This window comes from Pseudomonas sp. TH39(2020), assembly GCF_016650715.1.
GTDB classification, from domain to species: domain Bacteria; phylum Pseudomonadota; class Gammaproteobacteria; order Pseudomonadales; family Pseudomonadaceae; genus Aquipseudomonas; species Aquipseudomonas mandelii_C.
The window spans coordinates 517789-543812 of sequence record NZ_JAEKFF010000006.1; the positions used below are offsets into that span (position 1 = coordinate 517789).

General features: G+C 55.8%; 19 protein-coding genes. 8 read left to right on the forward strand and 11 right to left on the reverse strand.

The window, feature by feature from the left end; translation table 11 throughout:
• Nucleotides 1–112 precede the first annotated feature (112 nt).
• Nucleotides 113–1333, reverse strand: coding sequence for an aspartate aminotransferase family protein (locus JFU47_RS10395; RefSeq protein WP_140895512.1), 1221 nt, complete (start codon nucleotides 1331–1333; stop codon nucleotides 113–115).
• A gap of 287 nt (nucleotides 1334–1620) precedes the next feature.
• Between JFU47_RS10395 and JFU47_RS10400 the strand changes: the two genes are divergently transcribed.
• Complete coding sequence (locus tag JFU47_RS10400) at nucleotides 1621–6486, forward strand: leucine-rich repeat domain-containing protein (protein ID WP_201182794.1); 4866 nt, start codon at nucleotides 1621–1623, stop codon at nucleotides 6484–6486.
• A gap of 31 nt (nucleotides 6487–6517) precedes the next feature.
• Here the strand turns inward: JFU47_RS10400 and argR are convergent, their stop codons facing one another.
• The 7 genes from argR to acs all read right to left on the reverse strand — a co-directional run bounded on the left by argR (nucleotide 6518) and on the right by acs (nucleotide 14419).
• Nucleotides 6518–7498, reverse strand: a complete 981-nt coding sequence (argR, locus tag JFU47_RS10405) for a transcriptional regulator ArgR (RefSeq protein ID WP_033056741.1) — start codon at nucleotides 7496–7498, stop codon at nucleotides 6518–6520.
• A gap of 113 nt (nucleotides 7499–7611) precedes the next feature.
• On the reverse strand, nucleotides 7612–8376 hold the full coding sequence (locus JFU47_RS10410) for an ABC transporter ATP-binding protein (RefSeq protein ID WP_008154324.1): 765 nt from the start codon (nucleotides 8374–8376) through the stop codon (nucleotides 7612–7614).
• 27 nt (nucleotides 8377–8403) lie between these two features.
• Nucleotides 8404–9516: a M14 family metallopeptidase gene (locus tag JFU47_RS10415; protein WP_201182796.1), complete on the reverse strand. Its 1113-nt coding sequence runs from the start codon at nucleotides 9514–9516 to the stop codon at nucleotides 8404–8406.
• A 1-nt stretch (nucleotide 9517) separates the two neighbouring features.
• Nucleotides 9518–10216 (reverse strand): ABC transporter permease, encoded by a 699-nt coding sequence (locus tag JFU47_RS10420; RefSeq protein ID WP_111451530.1) that lies wholly within the window; start codon nucleotides 10214–10216, stop codon nucleotides 9518–9520.
• The gene (locus tag JFU47_RS10425) at nucleotides 10213–10902 is read right to left on the reverse strand and encodes an ABC transporter permease (RefSeq protein ID WP_111451529.1); all 690 of its coding nucleotides are present in this window, start codon (nucleotides 10900–10902) and stop codon (nucleotides 10213–10215) included. Before JFU47_RS10425 ends, JFU47_RS10420 begins: the two co-directional genes overlap by 4 nt.
• A 91-nt stretch (nucleotides 10903–10993) precedes the next feature.
• The gene (locus tag JFU47_RS10430; RefSeq protein ID WP_008154331.1) at nucleotides 10994–11767 is read right to left on the reverse strand and encodes an ABC transporter substrate-binding protein; all 774 of its coding nucleotides are present in this window, start codon (nucleotides 11765–11767) and stop codon (nucleotides 10994–10996) included.
• Nucleotides 11768–12463: 696 nt separating this feature from the next.
• Nucleotides 12464–14419, reverse strand: coding sequence for an acetate--CoA ligase (acs, locus tag JFU47_RS10435; protein WP_201182798.1), 1956 nt, complete (start codon nucleotides 14417–14419; stop codon nucleotides 12464–12466).
• Nucleotides 14420–14833: 414 nt separating this feature from the next.
• Here acs and JFU47_RS10440 point away from each other — a divergent pair, with 414 nt between their 5' ends.
• The 4 genes from JFU47_RS10440 (at nucleotide 14834) to JFU47_RS10455 (ending at nucleotide 18243) form a co-directional block, all read left to right on the forward strand.
• Nucleotides 14834–15097, forward strand: coding sequence for a DUF2790 domain-containing protein (locus tag JFU47_RS10440; RefSeq protein WP_123368728.1), 264 nt, complete (start codon nucleotides 14834–14836; stop codon nucleotides 15095–15097).
• Between the two features lie 189 nt (nucleotides 15098–15286).
• Nucleotides 15287–15562, forward strand: a complete 276-nt coding sequence (locus JFU47_RS10445; RefSeq protein WP_201182800.1) for a hypothetical protein — start codon at nucleotides 15287–15289, stop codon at nucleotides 15560–15562.
• A gap of 517 nt (nucleotides 15563–16079) precedes the next feature.
• Nucleotides 16080–17330 (forward strand): ribonucleotide-diphosphate reductase subunit beta, encoded by a 1251-nt coding sequence (locus tag JFU47_RS10450; protein WP_008034875.1) that lies wholly within the window; start codon nucleotides 16080–16082, stop codon nucleotides 17328–17330.
• Nucleotides 17331–17697: 367 nt separating this feature from the next.
• Nucleotides 17698–18243, forward strand: a complete 546-nt coding sequence (locus JFU47_RS10455; RefSeq protein ID WP_446739632.1) for a BRO-N domain-containing protein — start codon at nucleotides 17698–17700, stop codon at nucleotides 18241–18243.
• A gap of 58 nt (nucleotides 18244–18301) precedes the next feature.
• Here JFU47_RS10455 and JFU47_RS10460 read toward each other — a convergent pair whose 3' ends face one another.
• Together JFU47_RS10460 and JFU47_RS10465 are read right to left on the reverse strand one after the other, a co-directional pair.
• A complete protein-coding gene (locus JFU47_RS10460) occupies nucleotides 18302–19603 on the reverse strand; it encodes a 5-methylcytosine restriction system specificity protein McrC (protein WP_201182801.1) in 1302 nt (433 codons plus the stop codon).
• A complete protein-coding gene (locus tag JFU47_RS10465) occupies nucleotides 19600–21159 on the reverse strand; it encodes an McrB family protein (RefSeq protein ID WP_201182803.1) in 1560 nt (519 codons plus the stop codon). The genes JFU47_RS10460 and JFU47_RS10465 overlap by 4 nt, the downstream gene beginning before the upstream one ends.
• 247 nt (nucleotides 21160–21406) lie before the next feature.
• On the opposite strand from JFU47_RS10465, the gene JFU47_RS10470 reads away from it, so the two are divergent.
• The 3 genes from JFU47_RS10470 to JFU47_RS10480 all read left to right on the forward strand — a co-directional run bounded on the left by JFU47_RS10470 (nucleotide 21407) and on the right by JFU47_RS10480 (nucleotide 25066).
• Entirely contained in the window at nucleotides 21407–22396 is a 990-nt protein-coding gene (locus tag JFU47_RS10470; protein WP_201182805.1) for a hypothetical protein, read from the forward strand.
• Nucleotides 22397–22519: 123 nt separating this feature from the next.
• Nucleotides 22520–24397 (forward strand): PAAR domain-containing protein, encoded by a 1878-nt coding sequence (locus tag JFU47_RS10475; protein ID WP_242485111.1) that lies wholly within the window; start codon nucleotides 22520–22522, stop codon nucleotides 24395–24397.
• Nucleotides 24398–24409: 12 nt separating this feature from the next.
• Entirely contained in the window at nucleotides 24410–25066 is a 657-nt protein-coding gene (locus tag JFU47_RS10480) for a DUF2931 family protein (RefSeq protein WP_140895161.1), read from the forward strand.
• 127 nt (nucleotides 25067–25193) lie between these two features.
• Here JFU47_RS10480 and JFU47_RS10485 read toward each other — a convergent pair whose 3' ends face one another.
• Entirely contained in the window at nucleotides 25194–26009 is an 816-nt protein-coding gene (locus tag JFU47_RS10485; protein ID WP_201182807.1) for a sulfite exporter TauE/SafE family protein, read from the reverse strand.
• Nucleotides 26010–26024: the final 15 nt, after the last annotated feature.

The following is a 26024-nucleotide window of genomic DNA, read 5'->3' on the forward strand; positions in this document are numbered from 1 at the left end:
ACAAAGATGTTGGCTGTCAGGCCCTCTTCGCGAGCAGGCTCGCTCCCACATTTGGTCCGGTCTGGAACAAAAAATTGTTTCGACGCCTGAAAATCAGGCGTCGAAGGGCCTATCAGGCCTGAGTCAGTTTGGCCGCGGCGCGCTCGAAACGGTCGAGACCGGCATCGATATCGGCGTCTTCAACCACCAGGCTTGGCGCGAAACGAACCACGTCCGGGCCGGCTTGCAGAATCATCAGGCCTTCTTTTTCAGCGGCGTTGAAGATGTCCTTGGCCTTGCCTTTCCAGGCATCGTTCAGCACGCAACCGATCAACAAACCCATACCACGGACCTGGGTGAACAGGCCGTACTTCTCGCCGATCTGTTCCAGGCGGGCCTTGAACTTGTCGTGCTTGGCGTTGACGCCGGCCAGCACTTCGGGGGTGTTAACCACGTCGATCACGGCTTCAGCGACAGCGCACGCCAGCGGGTTACCGCCGTAGGTGGTGCCGTGAGTGCCGACGACCAGGTGTTTGGCCAGGTCTTCGGTGGTCAGCATTGCGGCGATCGGGAAACCACCACCCAGGCTCTTGGCGGTGGTCAGGATGTCTGGAATCACGCCGTACTGCTGGTAGGCGAACAGCTTGCCCGTGCGGCCCATGCCGGTCTGCACTTCATCGAACACCAACAGCGCGTTGTGCGCGTCGCACAGATCACGGGCACCTTTCAGGTACTTGAGTTCGGCCGGGATGACGCCGCTCTCACCCTGAATCGGTTCGAGCACCACGGCACAAGTCTTGTCGGAAATAGCCGCTTTCAGAGCGGCCAGATCGTTGAACGGCACGTGGGTGATACCGGTGATTTTCGGACCGAAACCGTCGGAGTACTTCGACTGGCCACCGACGTTCACGGTGAACAAGGTACGACCGTGGAAGCTGTTGAGCGCGGCGATGATTTCGTACTTCTCGCTGCCGTAACGATCGAAACCGACGCGACGGGCCAGCTTGAAGGCGGCCTCGTTGGCTTCGGCGCCGGAGTTGCAGAAGAACGCGCGTTCGGCAAATGTGGCGTTGATCAGCTTATGGGCCAGGCGCAAGGCCGGCTCATTGGTGAACACGTTGGACACGTGCCACAGCTTGTTCGCCTGCTCGGTCAAGGCACCGACCAGCGCCGGGTGCGCATGGCCCAATACGTTAACGGCAATCCCGCCGGCGAAGTCGATCAGCTCGCGGCCAGACTGGTCCCAGACGCGGGAACCGGCGCCACGCACAGGGATGAATGCGGCAGGCGCGTAGTTGGGAACCATTACCTGGTCGAAATCGGCGCGTTGTACCGCAGCGTGCTCAACGGACATCGGAGTCTCCTGATGAGGAACACTCGCCTGAAACTGGCGAGCGATGAGGGGATTGTAAGGACAGTTTTCAGCCCGGCCTTGCCGCCAAGCGACAACTTCTTATAGCGCAAACCCCGGTTTTTCCCGGGTTTACGGCAATGCGACATATAGGGTCGCAAAGGCGCAGTTTAAACCGCCGGCACAGGTTATAGGCAGGGTTGTCGAGCGGTGCGGTAAATATGTACCGCACGGAACCGATCATCGTCTGTTTTGCTGGCGGCTCATTCAAAACGCTAAGGGAATAGCGCATGAGCCGATACGAGAACGATCGCCTTTCCTCTACTGGAGGCAGTGGATCCGCTACGCAACCGGACGATCACTACCATCACCTGTTCAACAATCTGCCAGTCTGGGTATTAGAAGCATCGTCCAGTACACACCGAGCACTCAAGAACGCCACGCTTATGACGCCGGACTGGCATGGCACCGCAACACCGCTGCAGCACCAGTCGCTGAAAAAGATCAGTCAGGAACACTGGACCCATCGAAATCGTCTGGACTCAATGCTGTCGAAGCTGCAAAGCGCACAAGCCTTTGCCGAACCGCTGCTGAGCGACGCCCTGAAAACCCGGTTTGACCTGGATCTGGATGTCAAAACCACCTTCCTGCGCCTGTACATCCCTCAAACCGTACCGCTTTTCGGAATCAAGACTGGCGCCGCGCGCACCTGGACCGTGTCGATGCTCGACGCCGCCCTGCATAACTTTCAGCAATCGGAAACAGCGGCAGGGGCTTACGAGTCAGCCTCGACGTTCATCACCAAACCTTCGCCCACAGGGCAGTTCGATACGCTGCCGGCGGTCAAGCAAAAGCTCACTGTCCCGGCCTTTACCCGGCTATGCCGGGAACTGGATATCGGCGCCCGGTACAACACTTACCTCAAAGACAATCTGGGGCTGTCCAACCCGGTGGCCGGTGCGGTGTTGAAATCGAAGGTGATCGGCTCGCACAAAACAGCACTCAAATCTGCGCTGCAGATGGCGCAAATCCGAAAGGATATTGCAGCGGATGCCCATCTCTCGATCCTGCGCATTCTGGAGGGGCGTTCGGGTGCTCGACTGGATGGGCAGCCGCTGTATGGTCACGACCTGACAATGATGTCCTCCTCGCTGACCGGCATTGTCATTTTCTCGGCGAGCCTGGAGCGCGCGCACAAGGCAACACGGATCATTGCCTACATTCCCGATGATCCAGAGCATCCTCTCAAGGAATACCCGAACACGTTGGCGTTCATGGCCGAGCTGACCCGCAAACTGCGCTCGCCCGCTTATCAAACGTTCTTCAGTCGCTTCGTCGACCACAAGGAAAGAGGACATTTTTTCGCGGACCTCAACCGTCGCCTCCAGAGCGTGACCTGGCATCAACACCGACAGGGCGACCCCCTGCCGAGCTGGCGCGAAACACCTATCCACAAGCCTGATTTGCGGTTTTCGGCGATCCCGTTCAGAGCGGACCTGTGGAACCATCTCTATCAGCGACAGCTGAACAAGATCCTCAACGATGCAAGCACGCTCGCCGTCTCCACTGCCACGGCCGACAGCAACGCGCGATGGGCATTGTGGAATGCCTTCAGCAAAGTGACCTCGACAATCCTTGAAATCGCGACGTTTGTTGCGTTGCCTTTCGTCCCGTTTCTCGGCGAATTGATGCTGGGTTACATGGCCTACCAGTTACTCGACGAAACCTTCGAAGGCATAGTGGACCTGGCTGAAGGGCTGAAAACAGAAGCGTTCGGGCATCTGATGACGTTCGTCGAAACGGTGGTTCAGGTGGGAATATTTGCGGTGGGCGGTGCCATCGCTGCCCGGACCCTCAGCCGTCTGCTCTCGCGTGAAGCTATTGCGCTTGTCGACCCACTCAAACCCGTCACGACGCCCGAAGGAAAAACCCGCTACTGGAAGCCGGATCTCAAGCCTTACGAACAAGCACTCATTTTGCCGGAAGGAGCAAAACCCGATCATCTCGGCCTCTATCAAAACGAGGGCAAGACGCTGCTGCCACTGGAGGGAAAACTGTATGCCGTGAAGCCCCTCCGCGTGCCCGGCACGTTTCAGATTGAGCATCCGAACCGAACTGATGCTTATCAGCCACCTCTGCTGCATAACAACCACGGCGCCTGGCACACAGAACTGGAGCAACCGCTGAACTGGGACCGGGAAAAGGTCATGCGTCGCCTCGGCCATAGCGTCGAGTCGTTCACCAGTGCCGAGCGCGAACAGATCCTGCGAGTCAGCGGTTACCACGACAACGTAGTGCGCGAAATGCATGTCGAACATTACCGCCCGCCTTCGCTGCTGACAGACACGATCAAGCGCTTCAAGATCAACCGGGACATCGAAACCTTTATCGAACAGATCGGCAGCGACCAACCCGAGCGCTATCGAAAGGCCGATGTGACCCTGCAACACCAACTGCTGACCGGCTTCGATTCATGGCCTGTCGACACGCCAATGCCGACACCAGAAACCCAAACGCAAGCCTTCAGAAAACAAACGGCCGAACTCGCCCGAAAGCACCACCAATCGCTGTTCGAGACACGCTACCGCGCACAGGAAAAAACCGATGATCAGCTCCTTCAGCGATTGCTCGACGACGTAAATGGATTGCCGACCGATGTCGCGCAAGAGCTGGTGAGCAATGCCACCGGGACCGAGTTACGCCAGCTGCACAACGGTCGCACGCCCCCACGGCTCAAGGAGGCGGCACTAAAAGCCATGGAGGCCGTACGCGTAACCCGAGCCAGTGAAGGCCTTTACTCCGACGTTTTGGACAACACCGACACCCACCGATTGGCCTTGCATAGCCTGAGTTCGCTGCCCGGCTTTCCCGCCGAGCTGCGTATTGAAGTGAGGGATTACACCCATGACGGACTTGTCCGCGACAGCATTGGCCAGGCCGATGCGCCAATCCTGAAAACACTGGTGCGCGCCGAAGACGGCACTTATCAGGTTTATCAAGACAATGAATCGGCGCCCGGTGATTTTTATCAGGGACTCTTTCAAGCGCTGCCGCAAGCACAGCGCAATGCGTTGAGCCCATCGATCGCAAATGCTCAGTCACTCAAACTACGCATCGCCGAACATGCATTGAACCAACCGGCACTCCGCAAGCTGTTCGCAAAAAATCCCAATCGAAAACCGTTTTACGATCCGACGACCATGCGCTTGCCTGGCGGCTCAAATGGATACCAGCGCAGCCCCTCCCCGACGCCATCCCTCAACGACCGTGTTCGCGAGGTTTACCCCAGCCTTTCCGAGGAGGAACTCCAGTCTGTTGTTCTCCAGTTACAAACGCATCCCGATGGCGCGCGCATGGAGCTCTCACGCCTCTCCAGCGAGTTCGCGCAACTGCAGCAGGATCTGAACACTTGGATAAATGACTCGCCCACTGTTCACCCGCAAACCCGAGCCTCTTTGAACGAATTGGAACGACAGGCCGTTCAACACAATCGCAGGCTGCTGGCCCAGGAAATCCAGCGCAGTTGGCGCCGACAATCAGAGCGGGACGCCGATGGCCCGGATGACACGCCGCGCTATGCGCTCAGATTTTCCGAGCCGATTCTTGGCGATCTACCGACGCTGACGGCCGATTTCCCCCATGTGTCATTGCTGTCCCTTGAAGGCAGTCATGCTGTGCAGGGTGTTACTGAGTTCCTGCAGCGCTTCAATGGCTTGCGCCGCCTCGAATTAAAACGCTTTTTCCTGACCTCCCTCCCCGAGGCCATTCCTCGAATGACGGACCTCGATGCGCTGGTGTTAAGCGATTGCGGAATCAGGTTCGATGCAGCCAACTGGTCGAAGCTGTCTTCATTGAACAAACTGGTCATGCTGGATCTGTACCAGAACCCGTTCACTATGGTGCCCAGTGTCGAACCCATGCCTGAGCTTGTTCACCTGGACCTGAGCCGTACCGGCCTGACCGACATTCCCGACAGCGTAGTTCGCCACCCCAAACTTGATACCGCCAAGCTGCTACACAACAGGATCAGCGAGCTGCCTTCGCAATTGTTCGAAAGCCCGGTGTACACCAAACAAGCAATACACCTGACGCACAATCCGCTTTCGGATAACGCCCGACAACTGATCAAGCATCACTACTTCGACAGCTCATACGATTTGGGTATCTACGCCCCAGAGGCGGACATCAACCGAGTCAGGGCGCTGTACCCGAACCTGGAGGTCGAACAGGCGAGCGAGTTTGTGTATGAACTGGCAGGCACACTGGCAGACGGCCGGATCGAGCTGACAAACCTTGAAGCGGAGCTGGCACAACTGAGCAACGACTTGGCGGTATGGACCTCCGACCTTCCGGCCCAACACCCGTTGACGGGCGAACCGTTCACCGCCCAACAACAACTTGTCGAGCACATGAACCGCGACCAGTTCAAACAGACACTGGAGCAGTGCTGGCGGCATGAAAGCGAACTGGATGATTTCAATGAGGCGCTGGAGCCCACCTTTGAACTCGTTTTCGACTCCTGCATCAACGGCGACTTGCCTACCCTGAACGCCGACTTCAGTCATGTGACATCGCTGGAGTTACGCAGCACCGACGGAGTGACCCGCACCGGGCATTTTCTGGAGTCTTTCCCCAACCTCAAACGTCTCAAACTGCGCGACTGTAATCTGGGCAACATTCCCGATGCGGTGTTCAAGATGGGTCAACTGCGGTCGCTGTCGCTCCCTAAATGCCGTGTCGCACTGTCAATGGAATCGGCAAGTGCGCTGGCGGGAATGGAACAGCTCGATTATCTCGATCTGGCCCGCAACCCCCTGGGGCAAACGCCTGACCTGAGTCAGATGATGGAGCTCACGACCGTACTGCTGAATGACACCGGTATCACCGAAATACCGCACGGCCTGCTGCAAATGACAGCGCTGGACTGGGCCGACCTCAGTGGCAACGCCATCACCGAAGTCCCCAGCGACGTGCTGGAACTGCCGGTGGAAATCGCTGAAAACATCAGTTTTCGAGGTAATCGGTTTTCCGGGGAGAGCCTGCTACGGCTGATCGGCTACTTCGAACGGACGGGTATGGACTTTGGCGTGGAAGAGGTGATCAATCGAGGAGAGATGGAGATCTCGACGTCTGAAGGCTCCGAAATAGAGGAGTAAATCAACCTCAGCAGGTGACGTGATTGCTCTGTCACCCACGCTCCGATGGCACCGACGACAATTCGAACGGGCTGCTGCTGCGCCGCTGGTTGCGATCTTCCCGCGGCGTGGCACCGAAGAAGTTGCGGTAGGCGCTGGAGAAATGCGGCCCCGAGGAGAAGCCACACGACAGGCCGATCTGGATGATCGACTTGCTGGTTTGCATCAACATTTGCCGGGCCTTGTTCAGGCGCAGTTCCAGGTAGTACTGGCTCGGCACACGGTTGAGGTATTGCTTGAAGATCCGCTCAAGCTGCCGACGGGACACGCACACATGCTGGGCGATTTCGTCAGTGGTCAACGGCTCTTCGATGTTGGCTTCCATCAGCAACACCGCTTGGGTGAGCTTCGGATGGCTGGAGCCGAGACGGTTCTGCAGCGGGATGCGCTGGCGCTCGCCACCCTCGCGGATGCGCTCCACCACCAATTCTTCCGACACCGCACCGGCCAGTTCGGCGCCGTGGTCGCGGGCCAGCACGGCCAGCAGCAAGTCGAGTACCGACAGGCCGCCGCACGCGGTCAGACGATCGCGATCCCAATCGAACAGATGGCTGGTAGCAATGACTTTCGGGAAGCGTTCGGTGAAATCATCCTGCCAGCGCCAATGCACGGCAGCGCGATAACCGTCGAGCAAACCCAGTTGCGCTAGCGGGTAAACACCGGCCGACAAACCACCGATCACGCAGCCAGCACGCACCAGTTGTTTCAGCGAACTACTGAGTGCCGGCGCAAGTGTGGTCGGCGGCTCATCGGCGAGCAGGAACAGTTTTTGAAAGTTCTCAAGCTTGCCGGCCCACGGCTCACCCGGTAATTGCCAGGCGCCTTCGGTCGGCGGTTCGGCCTGCAAAAACGACAGTTCGTAGACAACGTCCGGATGCACACGCTGAGCAACACGCAAGGCCTCCTCAGCCAGCGCAAGCGTCAGTGCTTTAGTGCTGGGCCAAATCAGGAAACCAATTCGATGGGCAGTCATGGCGGGCAATCCGAAACGAAAACACTGTTAGAAGCCGAAAGCGGCTGCAACCAAATTAGACCATCTGGCGCGCGGTGCGCAGCATGACCTAATTTGGTGCGTAGCGGGAGTGATTACTTGAGACTACCCGACAGGAATTGCTGCAAACGTTCGGACTGTGGATTGACCAGCACCTCACGCGGGTTGCCGCTTTCTTCGACGACACCTTTGTGCAGGAACACCAGCTGGTTCGACACTTCACGGGCGAAGCCCATTTCGTGCGTTACCACCACCATGGTCCGGCCTTCCAGTGCCAGGGCCTGCATGACTTTCAGCACGTCGCCAACCAGTTCCGGGTCGAGCGCCGACGTCGGTTCGTCGAACAGCATGACCTCAGGTTCCATCGCCAACGCACGGGCAATCGCCACACGCTGCTGCTCGCCGCCGGACATGTGGCCCGGGTAAGCATCTTTACGATGCGCCACACCGACCTTGTTCAGGTAGTGCTCGGCCTTCTCGCGGGCTTCGGCCTTGGACATGCCGAGCACGTGGACCGGCGCTTCCATGATGTTTTCCAGCGCGGTCATGTGCGACCACAGGTTGAAATGCTGGAACACCATCGACAGGCGCGAACGCATGCGTTGCAGCTGTTTCGGGTCGGCTGCCTTCAGCGCGCCGTCCTTGTTGGCAACCAGTTTCAGCTCTTCGTTGTTGAGCAGAATCTTGCCCGCGTGCGGCTGCTCCAGCAGGTTGATGCAACGCAGGAAAGTACTTTTGCCGGAGCCACTGGAGCCGATGATGCTGATCACATCGCCAGCCGCCGCTTTCAGGGACACGCCCTTGAGCACTTCGTGACTGCCATAGCGTTTATGCAGGTCTTGGACTTCAAGTTTGTACATGCGGTCGGTTCTCACAAAAACAGTCAGTCAGTCGTTGAGCAAGCGCCCGTGACGCAGCGCTTCGCGCCCCGCCACCTTGGCTAGCCAGAAACCGGGTTGGGCATAACGCAGCCGTTCAATGGCAAACAGCACCCCGGACGTACCAGCACACACCGTGCTGACCCGATCCGATAACGGATCGATCACTTCGAAAATCTCATCGCCGGCTTCAATCCACTCACCGGGTTTACGCAAGAAACTGATCACGCCAGGATGCGGCGCGAACAGCAATTCAGTGCCTTCGAACGGCATGCCTTCGCAAGCATCTTGCGCAGGTTTTGGCCATTCGCCGCTGATCAGGCCTTGCTCGGCCAGGAACGCCAGAATGCCTTCCGCGTAAGCGCAGGCTTCAGCGCGACCGGTATCGGCCTGACCACCTAATTCAATGGTAGTCGCCAGGCAGGCCAGGGGAATCTGCGCATCAGGAAACAGACGCGACAGACGCAACCACGGCAGCGAGCACGCTTCGTCAAACGAACTGCCGCCAGAATCTTCCGCCAGCAGCCCCACCTTTACGTTCAGGTGCGCGGCCAACGAACGCCATTGCGGCCAGTGTTGCGGCAAGGCGTACATGTGCAGCGCCGCTTCGGCATCGCAATGCAGATCCAGCACCACGTCAGCAGTGCAGGCATGGCTCAGCAAAATGCGCTGCATGCCTTGCAACTGACTTGTAGCTTGCGGCAATGCGGCGAGCACATCACTCATGGTCTGACGGATCAGCTGAATATTGGCGTGTGGATCATCACCCAGGTGCCCTTCCAGCTCGGCGGCCACTGGCGCGCTCAGCTCGACGAAATCCCGGTTGAAGTTCTTGCCGCTGCCCGCCTCAAAACGCCCTTGATGATTGCCCTGAAGCAGTTGGCCGAGGCCCATTGGATTGGCCACCGGCACCAGCTCGATCACACCGTTGAGCAAGCCTTGGGCTTCAAGTTCGGTCAGGCGCTTTTTCAGCTCCCAAGCCGTACGCATGCCCGGCAATTCATCGGCGTGCAGGCTGGCCTGGATGTAGGCCTTGCGCTCGCCACTACCGAAGCGGAACACCGAAATCTGGCGTTCGCTGCCCAAGTGGCTCCACGGCAATGAATGATCGATGCGTTCCATATCAGTGCTTCCGCGGGGCCAGATAGCCCAGCCAGCGGCGCTCGGCCAGTTTGAACATCCGCACCAGAATGAACGTCAGGCACAGGTAGAACACGCCGGCGGTGATGTAGGCTTCGAACGGCAAGTAGAACTGAGCGTTAACCGTGCGCGCGGCACCGGTGATGTCGATCAGGGTCACGATGGACGCCAGACTGGTGGTCTGCAGCATCATGATCACTTCGTTGCTGTACTGCGGCAGCGCCCGGCGCAGGGCCGATGGCAGCAGGATGCGCTTGTACAGTTTGAAGCGCGACATGCCCATGGCCTTGGCCGCTTCGATCTCACCGTTCGGCGTGGCACGCAAGCTACCGGCGATGATTTCAGCGGTGTAGGCGCTGGTGTTGATCGCGAAGGCCAGGCACGCACAGAACGTGGCGCTGGACAGCCACGGCCAGAGGAAGCTTTCACGTACCGCTTCGAACTGCGCCAGACCGTAGTAGATCAAGAACAGCTGCACCAGCATCGGCGTGCCGCGGATCACGTAGGTGTAGAGCCAGGCGCTCATGTTGACGGCCGCGTTTTTCGAGACGCGCATCAAGCCCAACGGCAACGCGCACAGCAGGCCGAAAAACAGCGACAGCGCGAGCAATTTGAGGGTGGTCACCAGGCCGCCGAAGTACAGCGGCAGGGCCTCCCAAATGACGTTGTAGTCGAAGATCATAGATCAGCCGCCCTTACGCCTACCGAGTAGCGCTTCTCAAGGTGACGCAATGCCAGCAACGAGACGCTGGTGATCACCAGGTACATTGCCGCCACTGCGAGGAAGAAGGTGAAAGGCTCGCGGGTGGCATCTGCCGCCTGCTTGGCCTTGAACATCATGTCTTGCAGACCGACTACCGAAATCAGCGCGGTGGCCTTGGTCAGGACCAGCCAGTTGTTGGTGAAACCCGGAATCGCCAAGCGAATCATCTGTGGCACCAACACCCGGAAGAACACCTGAAAACTGCTCATGCCATACGCCATACCGGCTTCTGCCTGACCTTTCGGGATCGCCATGAAGGCACCACGGAAGGTTTCCGACAGGTACGCACCGAAGATGAAGCCCAGGGTGCCGATACCAGCGGCCAGCGGATTGAGGTCGATGTACTCGTCAAAACCGAGCATCGGCGCGACGCGGTTGAGCAAGTCCTGACCGCCGTAGAAAATCAGCAGGATCAGCACCAGATCGGGAATACCGCGGATCACCGTGGAATACAGATCGCCCAGCCAGGCCAGCCAGCGAATCGGGGACAGACGCAGCGCAACGCCGATCAGACCCAGAACAATGGCCAAGACCATGGACGACAAGGCGAGCTGAAGCGTCAGCCATGCGCCATCGAGGATGACAGCCCCGTAGCCTTTCAACATGATTCAGGTCCTCGAAAAGGGGGATGAAAAAATGGCGCAAACCTCAGAGATCCTGTTGCTTGCGCCATTTCGGACTTGTCGCCGGGACGTATTACTTGCCGTAGATATCGAAGGCGAAGTACTTGTCCTGGATTTGCTTGTACTTGCCGTTTTCACGAATGGCAGTGATCGCGGTGTTGATCTTGTCTTTCAGCGCGTCACCCTTGCGAACTGCGATACCTACGCCGTCGCCGAAGTATTTGACGTCGGTGAACGCAGGGCCAACGAAGGCGAAACCTTTGCCAGCGTCGGTTTTCAGGAAACCGTCATCCAGCAGCGTAGCGTCTGCCACGGTGCCGTCGAGGCGGCCAGCAGCGACGTCGAGGTAAATTTCGTTTTGCGAACCGTAAGGCTTGATCTCGGCACCCAGCGGGGCCAGGACTTCACGGGCGAAACGCTCGTGGATCGAACCACGTTGCACGCCGATGTTCTTGCCTTTGAGCTCAGCCAGGCTGTCGCTGACTGGAGTGCCGGCCTTCATGACCAGGCGAGCCGGAGTGTTGTAGTACTTGTTGGTGAAGTCCACGGACTTCTTGCGGTCTTCAGTGATCGACATGGACGACAGGATCGCGTCGATCTTGCGCACTTTGAGTGCCGGGATCAGACCGTCGAACTCTTGCTCGACCCAGACGCACTTGACCTTCATCTCTTCGCACAGAGCGTTGCCGATGTCGTAGTCGAAACCAACGATGCTGCCGTCCGGCGCTTTGGAAGCGAACGGAGGGTAAGCCGCTTCGATACCAATTTTCAGAGGCTTTTCATCGGCGAAAGTCGGCAAGGACAGCACGGACAGTGCCAGGGCGCCAAGCAGCACGAGTTTCTTCATCTTGGGACTCCATCGGTAAAGGGCTAAAACGGCAGAGTGAGCGATAGCCCAATATGCGAATGAGTGGAACCGCAAAGCGGTGCTGCGTCGCAGGAATCGCGCGTTTTTTTCAACGCGAGCAACAACGAGCGAGTGATCGGCATTCTAACGACAGGCCCGAAGCCGATATTTCTTCAATGCGACAACTAATTACAGAAGCACCGAGAAAGCCGCTTGGGCGCGTTGACAGCCTTGCAAATTCATGCAAGAGCAAAAGACAGTGAACCGATCTATGCTGCAAATTACGGGCCTATTATTGGCAAAGCCTTCTAATCCGGCAAGCGCAGCGTTGTGTCTTATTTTTTATGAGCACTAGAGAGACCCAATAACGGGGCTTTGCGTTTCCCAATGCCCCGGATTGGAGCTAGCGGTTACACATTCAGTTACTTGAAGGCTTGCAGGTAACAGTGGGAAATCACCTACAGACGAAGCCGATAATTATTGGCCGTTGCTAATGTGGTGCCTGACAGGCCGCCTTCGCGAGCAGGCTCGCTCCCACAGTAGTTCTTTGGTGATCACAAGTTCTGTGTTCACTGGAGATCCTGTGGGAGCGAGCCTGCTCGCGATGAGGCCCGAACTGCCAATACAAAAACCCCAGGCATTAAAAAGCCCCGCCAGGCGCAATGCCGGGCGGGGCTTTGGTGACTCAAGAACCGCTTAAGCGACGTTCATGATCTTGTGCTCATCAATCAAATGCTGCACCACACCCGGATCCGCCAGGGTGGAGATATCCCCCAACCCATCGTATTCGGCCGTAGCAATCTTGCGCAGGATGCGGCGCATGATTTTGCCCGAACGGGTTTTCGGCAGGCCCGGCGCCCACTGGATGACATCCGGCGAGGCAATCGGACCAATCTCTTTACGCACCCAGTTTTTCAGCTCAAGTCGCAGCTGCTCGCTCGGCTCTTCGCCACCGATCAACGTGACATAGACATAAATGCCCTGCCCTTTGATGTCGTGCGGCACACCGACCACGGCCGCTTCGGCGACTTTCGGGTGGGCGACCATCGCGCTTTCAATCTCGGCGGTCCCCATGCGGTGGCCGGACACGTTGAGCACGTCATCCACGCGACCGGTAATCCAGTAGTAACCGTCTTCGTCACGACGCGCACCGTCACCGGTGAAGTACATGCCGCGGAACGTCTTGAAGTAGGTATCGACGAAGCGGTCATGGTCGCCATACAGCGTGCGCGCCTGGCCTGGCCACGAATCGAGAATCACCAGGTTGCCCTCGGCAACGCCTTCGATGATGTTGCCCAGGTTATCCACCAATGCCGGTACCACGCCGAAGAACGGACGTGCCGCAGAACCCGGCTTGAGCGCGTGCGCACCCGGCAGAGGGCTCATCAGGGTCGCGCCGGTTTCGGTCTGCCACCAGGTGTCGACGATCGGGCAACGGGATTGGCCGACGTTCTTGTAATACCAATCCCACGCTTCCGGGTTGATCGGCTCACCGACCGAACCCAACAGACGCAGGCTGCTGCCATCGGCGCCTTCAACGGCGGCCTTGCCCGACGCCATCATCGCGCGGATCGCGGTCGGCGCGGTGTAGAGAATATTGACCTTATGCTTGTCGACGATTTTCGCCACCCGGGTGATGTCCGGGTAGTTCGGCACGCCTTCGAACAGCAAAGTGGTCGCGCCATTGGCCAGCGGGCCATAGACAATATAGGTGTGGCCAGTGACCCAACCGACGTCGGCGGTACACCAGTAGACTTCGCCCGGACGGTAATCGAACACTCGCTCGTGGGTCATCGCCGCGTACAACAGATAGCCGCCAGTGGTGTGCTGTACACCCTTCGGCTTACCGGTCGAACCGGAGGTATAAAGGATGAACAGCGCTTCTTCAGCACCCATTTCTTTCGGCGCGCACACAGTGCCTGCCACTTTCATCAGGTCTTCGTACCAGATGTCGCGATGCTGGTTCCACTTGATGTTGCCACCGGTGCGCTTGCACACGATGACTTTCTGGATGCTGCTGGTTTCCGGGTTGGTCAGCGCGTCGTCGACGTTGGTCTTGAGCGGGATCTTCTTGCCGGCACGAACACCTTCGTCGGCCGTGATCACCACTTTGGATTTGCAGTCGATGATCCGACCCGCCAGGGCTTCCGGCGAGAAACCACCGAACACTACCGAGTGAATTGCGCCGATCCGGGTACACGCCAGCATGGCGACCACGGCTTCGGGGATCATCGGCATATAGATAGTCACCACGTCGCCGCGGTGCACATCCTGGCCACGCAGGGCGTTGGCGAATTTGCAGACTTGTTCGTGCAGTTCGCGATAGGTGATGTTGCGGCTTTCGGCAGGGTCATCCCCTTCCCAAATAATCGCGATTTGATCGCCGCGCTCGGCCAGATGACGGTCGAGGCAGTTGTAGGAAACGTTCAGGGTGCCGTCGGCGAACCATTTGATGTCGACATGGTGATCGTCGAAGGAAGTCTGTTTCACCGTGGTGAAAGGCTTGATCCAGTCGAGGCGCTTGGCTTGCTCGCGCCAGAAGCCGTCCGGGTTAACGACGGACTGCTGGTACATGGCCTTGTAGGTCGCCTCGTCAGTCAGCGTGTTGGCCAAAACCTCGGGACGAACGGGATACAGAGAAGCCGCACTCATCTTTGTTACCTCGGTGGAATAGTTGTTTTTGTATGACCCAGTTGTAGCCGGGCCGGGCCTATAGAACCATTCGACGATGGTAGTAACAAGCCCCTACAAAATGTGGCTATACCTCGTCAATGCGCTCAAGGGCGGTGATTTCAGGGGCTTTGGGCATTTATTAAATTGGCTTCATCAGCGAGCCAAAGGTCGTTTTTCGAGGATTGTTACAGGATCTGCCAATAGTGTTTATCAAAAGCACGCCTATATGAATGTAAACCTCACGCCTAAAATCAGCCTCGCCAACCAGGCAACGTGATTAACCAAGTTGCAGCCCCCACGAAGGCAGTTAATCCAAAACCTAGTACTTAAGTTCTACACGCAACCCCAAAAAGGTTGCGTGACCCCACTCGACCTCTAAAAGGTAAATCTGAAATGAAAGCTTTATTAGTTCTGGCCCTCAGCAGCCTGTGCGCAACCGCCATGGCAGACGAGGTCCCGACTGATGTCGCACAGCAGCAACCCGCCGTTGAGGAATACACTTACTCCACTCACCTGGACATCGCCAAAGTTATCTCGATGAGCGAAATCCCAAATGTGTGTGAAGTTGTTCCAGCCACAATGGAATACGACGACTCCAAAGGCCAACGCCACATTCTTCGTTACAGCGTCATGGGTAACGGCTGCTCTAACGGCTAATCACCCGATCTCACCTTCCCAAGGTTCGACCCACCCGCCCGCTATTTAAGGCAGATGAAGCGCCGAACCTTATATATCGATTTACACGATTTATTTAAGCGTTTATTTGCGATTTTCAATCAAATTAGTTGGCGTAGTATCAATTCCACACCCAAGGCACAAAACGCCAACGAACCTGGAGCCACTACCATGAAAACCAAACTGATCCTCGCCCTGACCCTCTCTGTCCTGGCCGCTAACACCTTCGCCGCTGACGGCTACGACCGCACTGGCTCGGCTACTTACACCACACAAGCGGCTGTCGCTTCTGACGGTTACGACCATACCGGTTCGGCGTCTTTCGCCTCCGATGGTTCCGATCACACGGGCGCTGCCAAACTCGCTTCTGACGGTTTTGATCACACCGGCGCTGCTAAAGTGGCTGCCGATGGCGCTGATCACGTGGGTGCCGCTCGCTTCAGCTGATCATGTAGCGTGACGTTACAGCCCGACTTCGGTCGGGCCTAGTTGTGTCTAGGGCCTTCGAAAACCGACTCAAAACACAACATGTAGTGAAAAATGCAATTTTTTGGCTGTTTTTTGAACAAAAAAATTGCCCGCTAAAATTTATGAAAAAAAATCTGCACCCGCGACATCCAGCCAAAGCCCTGTAAACCCTCGCTCCGACCGAAAAACACTCCTTCTCGTCCGCTCCATGCGCGGATTCGCCCCACCACGACCGCAAAAATTTCCCTATAATGCCGCCTTAAACGGGCCTGCAATATTCCCTTACAGGGATAACAGCCAGTCTGAAGCCCACGCCGAAGTCCTCACCGATTTCTGCGCCCGTCAGAGGCTCTCGGAACCCCGTACAAAATTATGTTTATTTGCCTGCGTGTACCGCTGCAAAAAACGCTATCCAACGCGGCCAGTACGGTCGTGTGAAAAACAACCAATCAGTTTTCACACGGGCAACTGGCCCTCACGCAGGAGACGACACGTCATGCTGAGCTGGGACGAATTCGACAAAGAAGACAGCGGCGAAACCGTTGTAAAAGGCGCCAACGCTGGCCACGCAACTGAAGCCAACATGGACCGCCTCGACACCGCTGGTGGCGTCGCGGCTCAAGAAGCCCGCGCCGTAACCGCGTCCGACTCCGCCGCAATCGCCCGTGCAAAAGCTGCCCTGGACAACCTCGACATCGCCGAAGGCCTCGCCGAACTCGAAGGCGCCTCCGCCCGTGTGGCTGTCGACGAAAAGCGCATGATCAACTGCCGCGCCGACCTCAACCAGCTCGTTCCTTTCAAGTACGACTGGGCCTGGCAGAAGTACCTGGACGGTTGCGCAAACCACTGGATGCCGCAAGAAGTCAACATGACCGCCGACATCGCCCTCTGGAAAGACCCGGAAGGCCTGACCGACGACGAGCGCCGCATCGTCATGCGCAACCTCGGCTTCTTCTCCACCGCCGACTCCCTGGTTGCCAACAACCTGGTGCTGGCCGTGTACCGCCTGATCACCAACCCGGAATGCCGCCAGTACATCCTGCGCCAGGCGTTCGAAGAGGCGATCCACACCCACGCCTACCAGTACTGCATCGAATCGTTGGCCATGGATGAAGGCGAGATCTTCAACATGTATCACGAGATCCCATCGGTCGCGAAAAAAGCCACCTGGGGCCTCAAATACACCCGTTCGATCTCCGATCCGAAGTTCGAAACCGGCACCGTCGAAACCGACAAAGAATTGCTGCGCAACCTGATCGCCTACTACTGCGTTCTGGAAGGCATCTTCTTCTACTGCGGCTTCACCCAGATCCTCTCCATGGGCCGTCGCAACAAAATGACCGGCGTCGCCGAGCAGTTCCAATACATCCTGCGCGACGAATCCATGCACCTGAACTTCGGCATCGACGTGATCAACCAGATCAAAATCGAAAACCCACACTTGTGGGACGCTGAAATGAAGGAAGAAGCTTCGCAGATGATTCTGCAAGGCACTCAGCTGGAAATCGAATACGCGCGTGACACCATGCCTCGCGGCGTGTTGGGCATGAACGCGGCGATGATGGAGGACTACCTGAAGTTCATCGCTAACCGTCGTCTGTCGCAGATTGGGTTGAAGGAAGAGTATCCAGGGACGACTAACCCGTTCCCTTGGATGAGCGAGATTATGGACTTGAAGAAAGAGAAGAACTTCTTTGAGACTCGGGTTATTGAGTATCAGACTGGTGGGGCGTTGAGCTGGGATTGATTCCAGAGCTCGCCGCGATTTGATGATTGCGATCTGAATCGACAAATCGAAAAAGCAAAAGCCCCGATCTGATCGGGGCTTTTTTATGGGTGGATGAAAATGCTTTTCTCATCCCTACGCTACGACGTCAAAACTCCTACAAAACTTACAGCTGCTTCCGCGTTGATGCCCCATCAAAGCACCTCTAAGCTTCATTGCAGGTGCCTAAGAAACGCCCAACGTAGAAAGCTTGGTCAATCACACAGATGCGCAATTCACCCTATGGTGGTTTGTCGTTCGAAGGTGACGGCTTTGCTCGTTGGGGTTTCTTAATTCCACTCTACGTTGGGTCTAGCCCTGCCCCCTTAGTACGTAGAGGTCACGGATTATGTCTACTCAACTCGCATCCAGAAGTTTACCCACACCAATGAACGACGAGTGGGAGCCTCTCGCATCCACCCTATTCACTCGCCACGACATTCATCTCCACGCCCTACTCTTCGAAAACCAAGCCTGGTTTTGCGCGCGTGATATAGGGCGGCTGATGGGCAAGTATTTGGATGAGCGAATGTCCCGAAAACTCGATACAGATCAGCGACGGATGTTGTTGGTGCACGCTCACGGAGTAGCAGAGGAACGACTGATGCTCAGCGAATCGGGCGTGTATGCATTATTGGTTTATCACTATTGCCCGGAATATCGCTCACTACGCGAATGGCTGACGCATCAGGTTGTAGCTGCACTGCGTGACGCAAGACCATCGCGGGCAGTTGAGCGGCCGACCTTGAGCGTTTTGGATTGGCCACAGATGCAACTGAGTTTGCTGCATTGGCAGAATGAACCATGGATTCGGATGCGGGACATGCCTTGCATCCTGCGGCCCCAACAGCAAATGTCTTGGTGGAGGAAAGCATCGCGGCTATTTCTATTTTAGGAAGCCGTCGAAGACAGGGTGCAGCGTTCTGCACCCATTTGATTTGGAACCATGAGCATCAAGCCGACTGTTCACTCGATTGCAGTTGCTGAGAGAGAAGTGGGAACCCTTCAGGTGCTCCCAACAATACGCCACGCTCCATATCAAACGGCAGCACCCTAAGCATGAGCTTCGGAGCAAACTCGAATACCTGCAACGGGGCATCAAATGCAGATCGCCTTGGATAAATCAGTACCAACTCCCCCTCACCCGCTAGGTATTTGTGGCCATAAGCGAACAACTGATAAAAATCGGATTGCTTCAAACCGTAGCTCTTATCCTCATCGGAGGAGTTCAACCGCTTCCATTTTGTGTCTAACACCCAGCTTTTTTGTTGATGGTGAACCATTAGATCCGGCCGTAGCTGGAAGAAGTTTTTGCCTTTGTGCTGACACAAATATTGACTGTGGGTTTGAGTTTTAAGTCGAGCATCGTGTTGCAGATCCCTGCCAAGACTTGCAGCTACATAGCGCTCGAATAGTTTCTCCATAGGAAACAACAAGCTCATGCCATGCCACTCCCCAGCGACCGCCAAGGGCATCTGTTGCTTGATGATCAGCTCGCACCATGGCTTTACCGGTACGTAGTGTGCCATCAGTCGCTCATCGCTCCATTGCTTGAAGTCCTGCTGCACGTTACGACTTGTAGGCACCTCCAACAAAACACTTCTTAGCTCATGAGCCAGTCGCCAGTTACCGGCATCTGTTGTTGTTTTGCAGACCTGATCTAGCGCAAATTTGAGCAAGCGATTTTCTGGTCGGTCGGGTAAATATATATCGTGTCGTATCTGAAAATGGTGCTGACGCCCGGGGGGTTGGCGCATTTGCTTGACCACATCTAGCCGACCACGCAGAAAACGCTGTTCCTCCTCCACACGTCGATAGTCAAAGCGTAAGCCTCGTTTTATCAAATGATCCAGCGCCAACAAGAATCGGCCCATGACCCATTCGCTTAACGGCGCATCGAAATTTTGAAGATCTGCGGCACCGACTTCACGGGAGGGTAAATTTAGAGAGGCTTGAATCATACGACGCAACAACGCTCTGCTTTGTTTGATGCAGTCCTCTCGCTCAAAATGCTTGGGGAGAATTTCGATACGAGTGCCACAAGGTGTTTCCAACACACCAACGTAGTTGTCGAGTTTGAGTAAACGACGGTTCTCAAGCTGAACCAGTGCAGCTCCAGCATTGCTGAAAGAAGCATTTAATTTGCACAGCCAGTCAAAAGCGGAAACCGACACTTGAGCAAGGTCCAACGTTGGCTCAGTGATTTTATCTGTCGTCAGACTCGCGTACTCGCGAATTGTGATGACAGGTTTCACGCCGTCACGCCTTTCAATGCATGGATAACAGCAGCCCCCAGTCGTCGCGTATTAAACTCAAGACCACTTGCATGATGTGTTGCCAGGCCATGCGCTGCGGCAAGCTCTCGCAAAATGGGTTTAGAAGGATTAACGATCTTCCCAGACTTTAAAACCTCGATTGAGCCGCTTTCAAGCTGACGAATCTGGATGTCGTCTTTTTCCGCTTCAATAGCTTCCTGGACCTTTGGAGGCACTGCTTGGTGATCGACAATCCCCCAAAAAGACTCAACCCGAGCAAAGGCATCCTCGTTGACTAGCCATTGGTTATTCTGGTTACTCAGCACCACTTGATCGCCAAACAAAGATCCTGAGTTGAATGGCGGCTGTTCGATAAAGCAGTTTTCAGGAGCCTTGCGGTGATCATTAAGGACCCACTGAATCCGCTGCCAATCTTCGAAAAAATACTCTTGCAACAATGGGAGCACTTGCTCGCGAAAAACTTGCCCCAATCGCTCCAGCGTTGGCTCACTTTCTAGCGGCATGAAATACGCATGCCCTAAGCAATGATCTCGGTCTAACAGCATCTCGATCCGTTGATTCATCGCTATCAAGAGTTGGGCAAGGTTAAGTCCGCCCACGATGATGTCACTCAACAGTTCCGGTTTAGGCGGCATTTCACGGAAAGTGAAACGGCGACGCAGTGCGATATCTAGTCCTGCCAATGAACGATCCGCAGTGTTCATGGTGCCAATGAGATAGACATTATTCGGTACGCTGAAATGATCCTTCGAATACGGCAGCGTCACCTTCAACGCCTCATCAGCTCCCGCGCGTTTGGACGGTTCGATTAACGTAATCAACTCGCCGAAAATTCGCGAAACATTGCCCCGATTTATTTCGTCGATGATAAGTACGCGTGTATTACTGAATTGGGCAGTCGCCTTACCATCTACGTGATCGGATGCAGTATCCAAAATACGCTCGACCAAAACCGGCAAAATGTTGTTGTAGCCATTGATCAAAAATGGCTCCAGCTTAGTTTCGGAGACCTTGTCAAAAACTAGCTTGTTACGAATATCTGCGACAGTTAATCGTCCGGAACGCACATATTCAGCAAGCGTGTTGAGGATATTCATCCCAATCGGTAGTTCTTTTCCGTTTGGCTTAATCAAATTGAGCAACTCAACCGATGCGGTCGCGACTATGTACCCCGATCCAAATGACTCCCCTCTCGTAAACAGAACGCTAGGTTTTTTTACCTTGGCGTTAGCAGCGGCACACAATTTTTTGAACACACCATCGACAACGTCATAGCGCAGTTGCCCATCTTCTCCGCTTTCTGCACGCAGACCTTCGACAAAGTCCTCATAGCTGAAGCTTTGATGAAACGTGACGAACTCGACATACCCATCTTCTGCTAGCTCATCAAAACGAGTCTTCAAAGCTGTCCGATCGTTCTTGTTGGCCAGAAGAAACTCAGGAGCAAGAATTTCCAGTGCAGCCTCGATGGTCGCGTACGTCTTACCGGTACCCGGAGGGCCAAACAAGATTTGGTTAAGTGCAGGCGAAGTCATCGAATCGCTATCCTTGCTACGTGAGCAAAATGGGTCGGGCGATTGCTCTATTACAGTCGACACAGGCTGTAAGCCCAAAACTCGACGTAGGAAACAGCGCACAGCCACAGGAAATTAATCCTACAACGGTAACCACATTGCTATCTCTGGTAAAGCCACACAGAAATGTCGAGCGAGGCAGCGAAAAAGCTGTGCAGGACGAGAGCTTAGCGACTATATAAACGATCCCACAAAGAGCCCAAGCCCCATGAAATTCGACCTCGCCTACTGCCTCAGCCTCGACGACAAGCTGTCGATCTATGACGTGCGCGATTTGAATTTCGACGAAACCATGGAGTTCGACTCCGCCAAAGAACACTTCCAATGCCCCAACGATGCCTGTCGTTTGGCCTTCGATGCGGCGAATGTCTTGACCACGTTCAACGCCAAAAACGTGAACTACGTGCGCACCCCGCACTTCAAGAACACGCCCAGCACCCGGCATGTGGCGGATTGTCCTTATGTCAGTCTCAAGGCTTCGGCGTCAGGTGCGGACGCGGACGGCGCGGAAACGGATGACAGTCGCGAGGAGCATTTCCCGTCGGAGTTGTTGCTGACGCGGCGTGAGTATGTGCGTAAGCCGTCGAGCCCGGCGGTGGCGGCTGACGTGATGCGGGACGACTCGAAACCCTCTTCAGCGGCCAGTGATGTCGAACACCCGAGCCGCGAATCAGCACCGGACAAGACCAGTGTCTTCGCCCATCCGGTGGAGTGTTTTGTGTCGAACTTCGAGGACAAGGAGTTGCTCAAGCGCATGCCGCTGAAGATTGGCGAGCACACGGCGCCTTATGGGTCGTTCTTCAAGAAGATCGAATATCTGCAGGACAACAAGGGGCTGATTTACTGGGGCAAGATCAAGGAGATCAAGGATTACACGCAGAGCTTTCGTATCGATTTCGAACAAAAGGTCTGGTTCAAGCAAGCGGACGAGGCAAAGAAGAAGCCTTATTCAGTCAACGTTTACCTGAGCAAAAAGCTGATCGACAACTACCGCAAGCGCAAAGCGTTTCTGGAAGAGATCAAGCACGCCAGTGAGAGCGGGAAGGAGTTGTATTGCTTCTTTTATGGCGTGACGCCGGAGTTGAAGCAGGTGCCGAGCAAGAAAAACCCCGAGCAGACGTTCGGAGTGTTCAGTGCCAATATTGAGAACCTGGATCACTTTATTGTTCGGGAAGCGCCGGGGTTGGCGGATAAGTAATTCAGCGTCAGGGCAACTTCAATGCAACGTGGCCGGACACCTGGACGCGAGCTATTTACGTAGTCAAGTTTGGGAAACGTCTGATTGTTTTCTATTCATGGGTGCGGGTAAGGTGCTGCCTCTATGAATGCTGATATGGATATCGAAATGTCTGGCAAGCCTGCTGCACGCAAGTCCGATACTGTGAGCTGTCCCCGCTGTGGTGGATCAGCCATCGAATCCGGGTCACCGAATGTGTTTTTTGATGGACTCCCCGCTGCCCGGGTAACTGACTGCACCACCTGCGGCAGTATCTTGACCACGGCTGCCATGTCCTCGGTACAGATCAATGGCCAGGCCGCGCTGGTCACCGGCTCGCAAGGAACGCATGGCGACACCATCACGAGTGGGTCATCGAGCATTATCATCGGCAACAGCTTCACACCTGCGCCTTTTTCGTCGTTTAGTCCTATGCCTGCGCATCTAGTTGAGCCTTCCAGCTACCAACCCCCGGTCGATGTACGGGCGCCTACCTCAGCGCCGACTGTAGCTGCTGATGACTCGGCTTTAGAGGAGGAAGAAGAGGAAGAAGAGCTGAATGAAGAGAAACCGGTGGGTATCACCTTGCGCATTGGCGTGTTCTTCGATGGCACGCTGAACAATGCAAACAACAGTGAAATGGGACTGCTATGTGGCGCTAGCCACGCCATCAAGCCCGAAGATCTGGACGCCAGTTGTAAACCCTATATGTCCGACCCAGACAGCAGTTATGCAAACGATGAGTCGAACATCAAGAAGCTGAGCGATTTGTATTTTTCCTCTCGCGATACTCTGGATGAGGGGGCATTACATCTAAGATTTGAAACGGTCTATGTGGATGGTATAGGCACATCATCTGGTCAACCCGATAGTATGCTTGGGGCCGGGATGGGGCGCGGTGCGATGGGGGTAACTGCGAAGGTAGATGAGGCATTTAAAAAAATCGGACGAGCTATCTTTGACTTTTCCCAAACCTATCCCGATTCAAAAATCATTAACTTAATGTTCGATACGTTTGGCTTCAGCAGGGGTGCAGCGGCTGCACGACATTTCTCCAACGAAGTCGCGCGGGGACAGAATGGTCCGCTGGGCAATATCTCCAAGATATTTCGTGGGGCTTTCCACCAAACCTATAACGTTGAGTACCAGCACGATATCCAAATGAGTTTTATCGGCTTGTTTGATACCGTACCGTCAGTAGGCGGTTTGGCCAACCTGGGCTATATACGTAGCCAAACACAACCAGGGCTCAAACTGTACTTACCTCGCAGCTTGTTTCCGAATGTCGTCCAATTGGCTGCCCGGGATGAAATCCGTGCCAACTTCGCCTTGACCCGAGTAAAACCCGATCACCTGGAAATCACATTGCCCGGTGTCCACTCGGACCTTGGCGGCGGGTACTTTCCTGAATCAGAAGAGAACCTGCTGATTAGCCCGATGCAGGCGCTGGATGTTCCCACCACGACAGACGTGAAATACACATCGATCTACCGGGACGCTCAACGGGTGAAGGCGCAGTGGGAGGCCAAAGGCTGGCCGTCCAATATGCTGGAGATCGTGACCCCCTACGTTCGAAGCTTGCCTCCGTCTCAGCAAGACCGTTTGAATCCAAACAAGCGGGTCTATGCGGCGTTACAGCTCAAGCGCCCAGTGCGAGGCGAGTTGTCACGGGTATACCTGCGGGTCATGTATGAGTTGGCGAAACAACGGGGAGTTCGATTTAAGGACCTTGATGAGCAGTACCCGACCTATACCATCCCATCTGAGCTTCAAGCATTGAGTGACCGCTTTGTGGCGGGTGACTACAGTACAACGCCCGCCGAGGAGCAATTGCTTAAACTGAAGTACATTCACAATTCGGCCAGTTGGAACCCACCGACAAATTTGCAAGGTTCAACACCTCGAACCAGCGCAGGTTTACTCTACTTTAATTCCCCAACCACGGACGGGATCCGCGTACAACATCCCCATGTACCTGACTAGGAGTCGAAAATCTTGCGAACACTATGGATCTTGTTGGGGGCTTTTTTTGTGAGCGGTTGCCAAGCGTCGGGCGAGCCGTTGGGGCGTTCAGACCCCGACGCCGGGCCGTGGGCGCTGGGTTTTGTTACTCCTTACGCAATGGACGCATGGGTTGAGGACGCTGCCACAATTGATACCCATGGGACTCTCTATCGTCGAATAGGCAGTGGCGTAGCTTCTGGCGGAAGGAAAAATGGCATGCCAGGGGCTAATGGTTGGCTGGTGACTGGCGGCGGCACCGAGAGGGATGTAAAGAGTGCCAAGCTTCCGGTACGGATCTATGTTCGCTGGCAATCGTTAGTCGAACCTCAAACCTATCAAGGTTGGGTTGAAATTCCGGAAGAAGCTAGACAGATCATGCGTGATGCATTGACCAAGGAGTGCGCAAGTGTTCCAGAGGCAGCTTTCCTGGATAAATCAGCTTCTATACAGATAGGCATTGCCCCCGGCGGTGTAGTGCAAGTGTGGGCGTTGGATGAGTGCCGACGAGCAATCAAAGTTGCACGCAGCAAAGCCGAGATTGAACCCAAGGGGCCTGGGTTAGGGCTCTCCCATGGCAGCTATTTCTCGTTGGAAGAAGATTCCAAACGCTATATCGAAAAGTACGGCATCCCCTACGGAAGCTGGTGAATGACCGGATTGCAGTGGCTTGCCCTGGCCCACCTACAACACGTCATCAAGCGTCAGGGCGTTTCCGGATCGGGTATCAAGAGGCGAAGCATCGTTCGAGCGATGGAAAGCTACGCGCCGATAACATTCAACTCAGGCACAGGCTGATCATCACCAGCACCAGCAAACCGATATACACCCGCGCATGCATTCGATCCGGTATCCGCCCAATCCACGGAGTCGCCAACCGAATCCCCACCAGCGACCCCACCGTCAAAACCGCAAACGCAAGCAGATCCACATAACCAACAAACCACGGCCCAAAATCAAACTCGGTGAAACCGGCCATGGCCATGTAAGTCAGTGTCCCGGCCAGCGCCACGGGCAAACTGAGCGGGTTGGCCATGGACGTCGCCTGGGACATGCTCAACCCACAACGCCGCAACAACGGCACGGTCATGACGCTACCGCCTACGCCGAGAAACGTGGCGATGGTGCCGATTCCTACACCGCCGCCAGACACTTCTGCCCTTCCCAATCGCCGTGGGGTGACGGTGTCGGGCGCTGTAAGAAAGCCGCGTCGCAACACGCAATCGGCGATGGTCACGCCCAGGTACGCGATGAAGGCATAGCGAATCACCTCGCCACTGGCCCACATCGCCGCTATGGCGCCGACTACCGCGCCCACGCCGATAAACCCGCCCAACGGCCACAGGTAATGACGAATGAGATTACCGGCGCGTCGGTGTTTTCCGGTGGCGATCGTTGCGTTGACGATCATCACGCAGGTCGAGGTTGCCACAGCAATGTGCATCGCCGATTGGCCGATGGGGTCGTCTGTGCCGTGGCTGGCCATGAGCATGCGGTACAGCAATGGCACGACGACGAAACCACCGCCGAAGCCGAACAGCACCGCGGTAATGCCGGTCATGCAGCCAAAGAGTGCCAGCAGAAGATAGAACATGGAGGTCGTCCGTTG

Bases quoted from the DNA above. Each gene is read 5' to 3' on its own strand.
- JFU47_RS10450 (WP_008034875.1), top strand. From the start codon at position 16,080: ATGCTGAGCTGGGACGAATTCGACAAAGAAGACAGCGGCGAAACCGTT.
- acs (WP_201182798.1), bottom strand. From the start codon at position 14,419: ATGAGTGCGGCTTCTCTGTATCCCGTTCGTCCCGAGGTTTTGGCCAAC.
- JFU47_RS10410 (WP_008154324.1), bottom strand. From the start codon at position 8,376: ATGTACAAACTTGAAGTCCAAGACCTGCATAAACGCTATGGCAGTCAC.
- JFU47_RS10475 (WP_242485111.1), top strand. From the start codon at position 22,520: ATGAATGCTGATATGGATATCGAAATGTCTGGCAAGCCTGCTGCACGC.
- JFU47_RS10440 (WP_123368728.1), top strand. From the start codon at position 14,834: ATGAAAGCTTTATTAGTTCTGGCCCTCAGCAGCCTGTGCGCAACCGCC.
- JFU47_RS10420 (WP_111451530.1), bottom strand. From the start codon at position 10,216: ATGATCTTCGACTACAACGTCATTTGGGAGGCCCTGCCGCTGTACTTC.
- JFU47_RS10395 (WP_140895512.1), bottom strand. From the start codon at position 1,333: ATGTCCGTTGAGCACGCTGCGGTACAACGCGCCGATTTCGACCAGGTA.
- JFU47_RS10400 (WP_201182794.1), top strand. From the start codon at position 1,621: ATGAGCCGATACGAGAACGATCGCCTTTCCTCTACTGGAGGCAGTGGA.
- JFU47_RS10425 (WP_111451529.1), bottom strand. From the start codon at position 10,902: ATGTTGAAAGGCTACGGGGCTGTCATCCTCGATGGCGCATGGCTGACG.
- JFU47_RS10485 (WP_201182807.1), bottom strand. From the start codon at position 26,009: ATGTTCTATCTTCTGCTGGCACTCTTTGGCTGCATGACCGGCATTACC.
- JFU47_RS10415 (WP_201182796.1), bottom strand. From the start codon at position 9,516: ATGGAACGCATCGATCATTCATTGCCGTGGAGCCACTTGGGCAGCGAA.
- JFU47_RS10430 (WP_008154331.1), bottom strand. From the start codon at position 11,767: ATGAAGAAACTCGTGCTGCTTGGCGCCCTGGCACTGTCCGTGCTGTCC.
- JFU47_RS10465 (WP_201182803.1), bottom strand. From the start codon at position 21,159: ATGACTTCGCCTGCACTTAACCAAATCTTGTTTGGCCCTCCGGGTACC.
- argR (WP_033056741.1), bottom strand. From the start codon at position 7,498: ATGACTGCCCATCGAATTGGTTTCCTGATTTGGCCCAGCACTAAAGCA.
- JFU47_RS10455 (WP_446739632.1), top strand. From the start codon at position 17,698: ATGTCTACTCAACTCGCATCCAGAAGTTTACCCACACCAATGAACGAC.
- JFU47_RS10445 (WP_201182800.1), top strand. From the start codon at position 15,287: ATGAAAACCAAACTGATCCTCGCCCTGACCCTCTCTGTCCTGGCCGCT.
- JFU47_RS10470 (WP_201182805.1), top strand. From the start codon at position 21,407: ATGAAATTCGACCTCGCCTACTGCCTCAGCCTCGACGACAAGCTGTCG.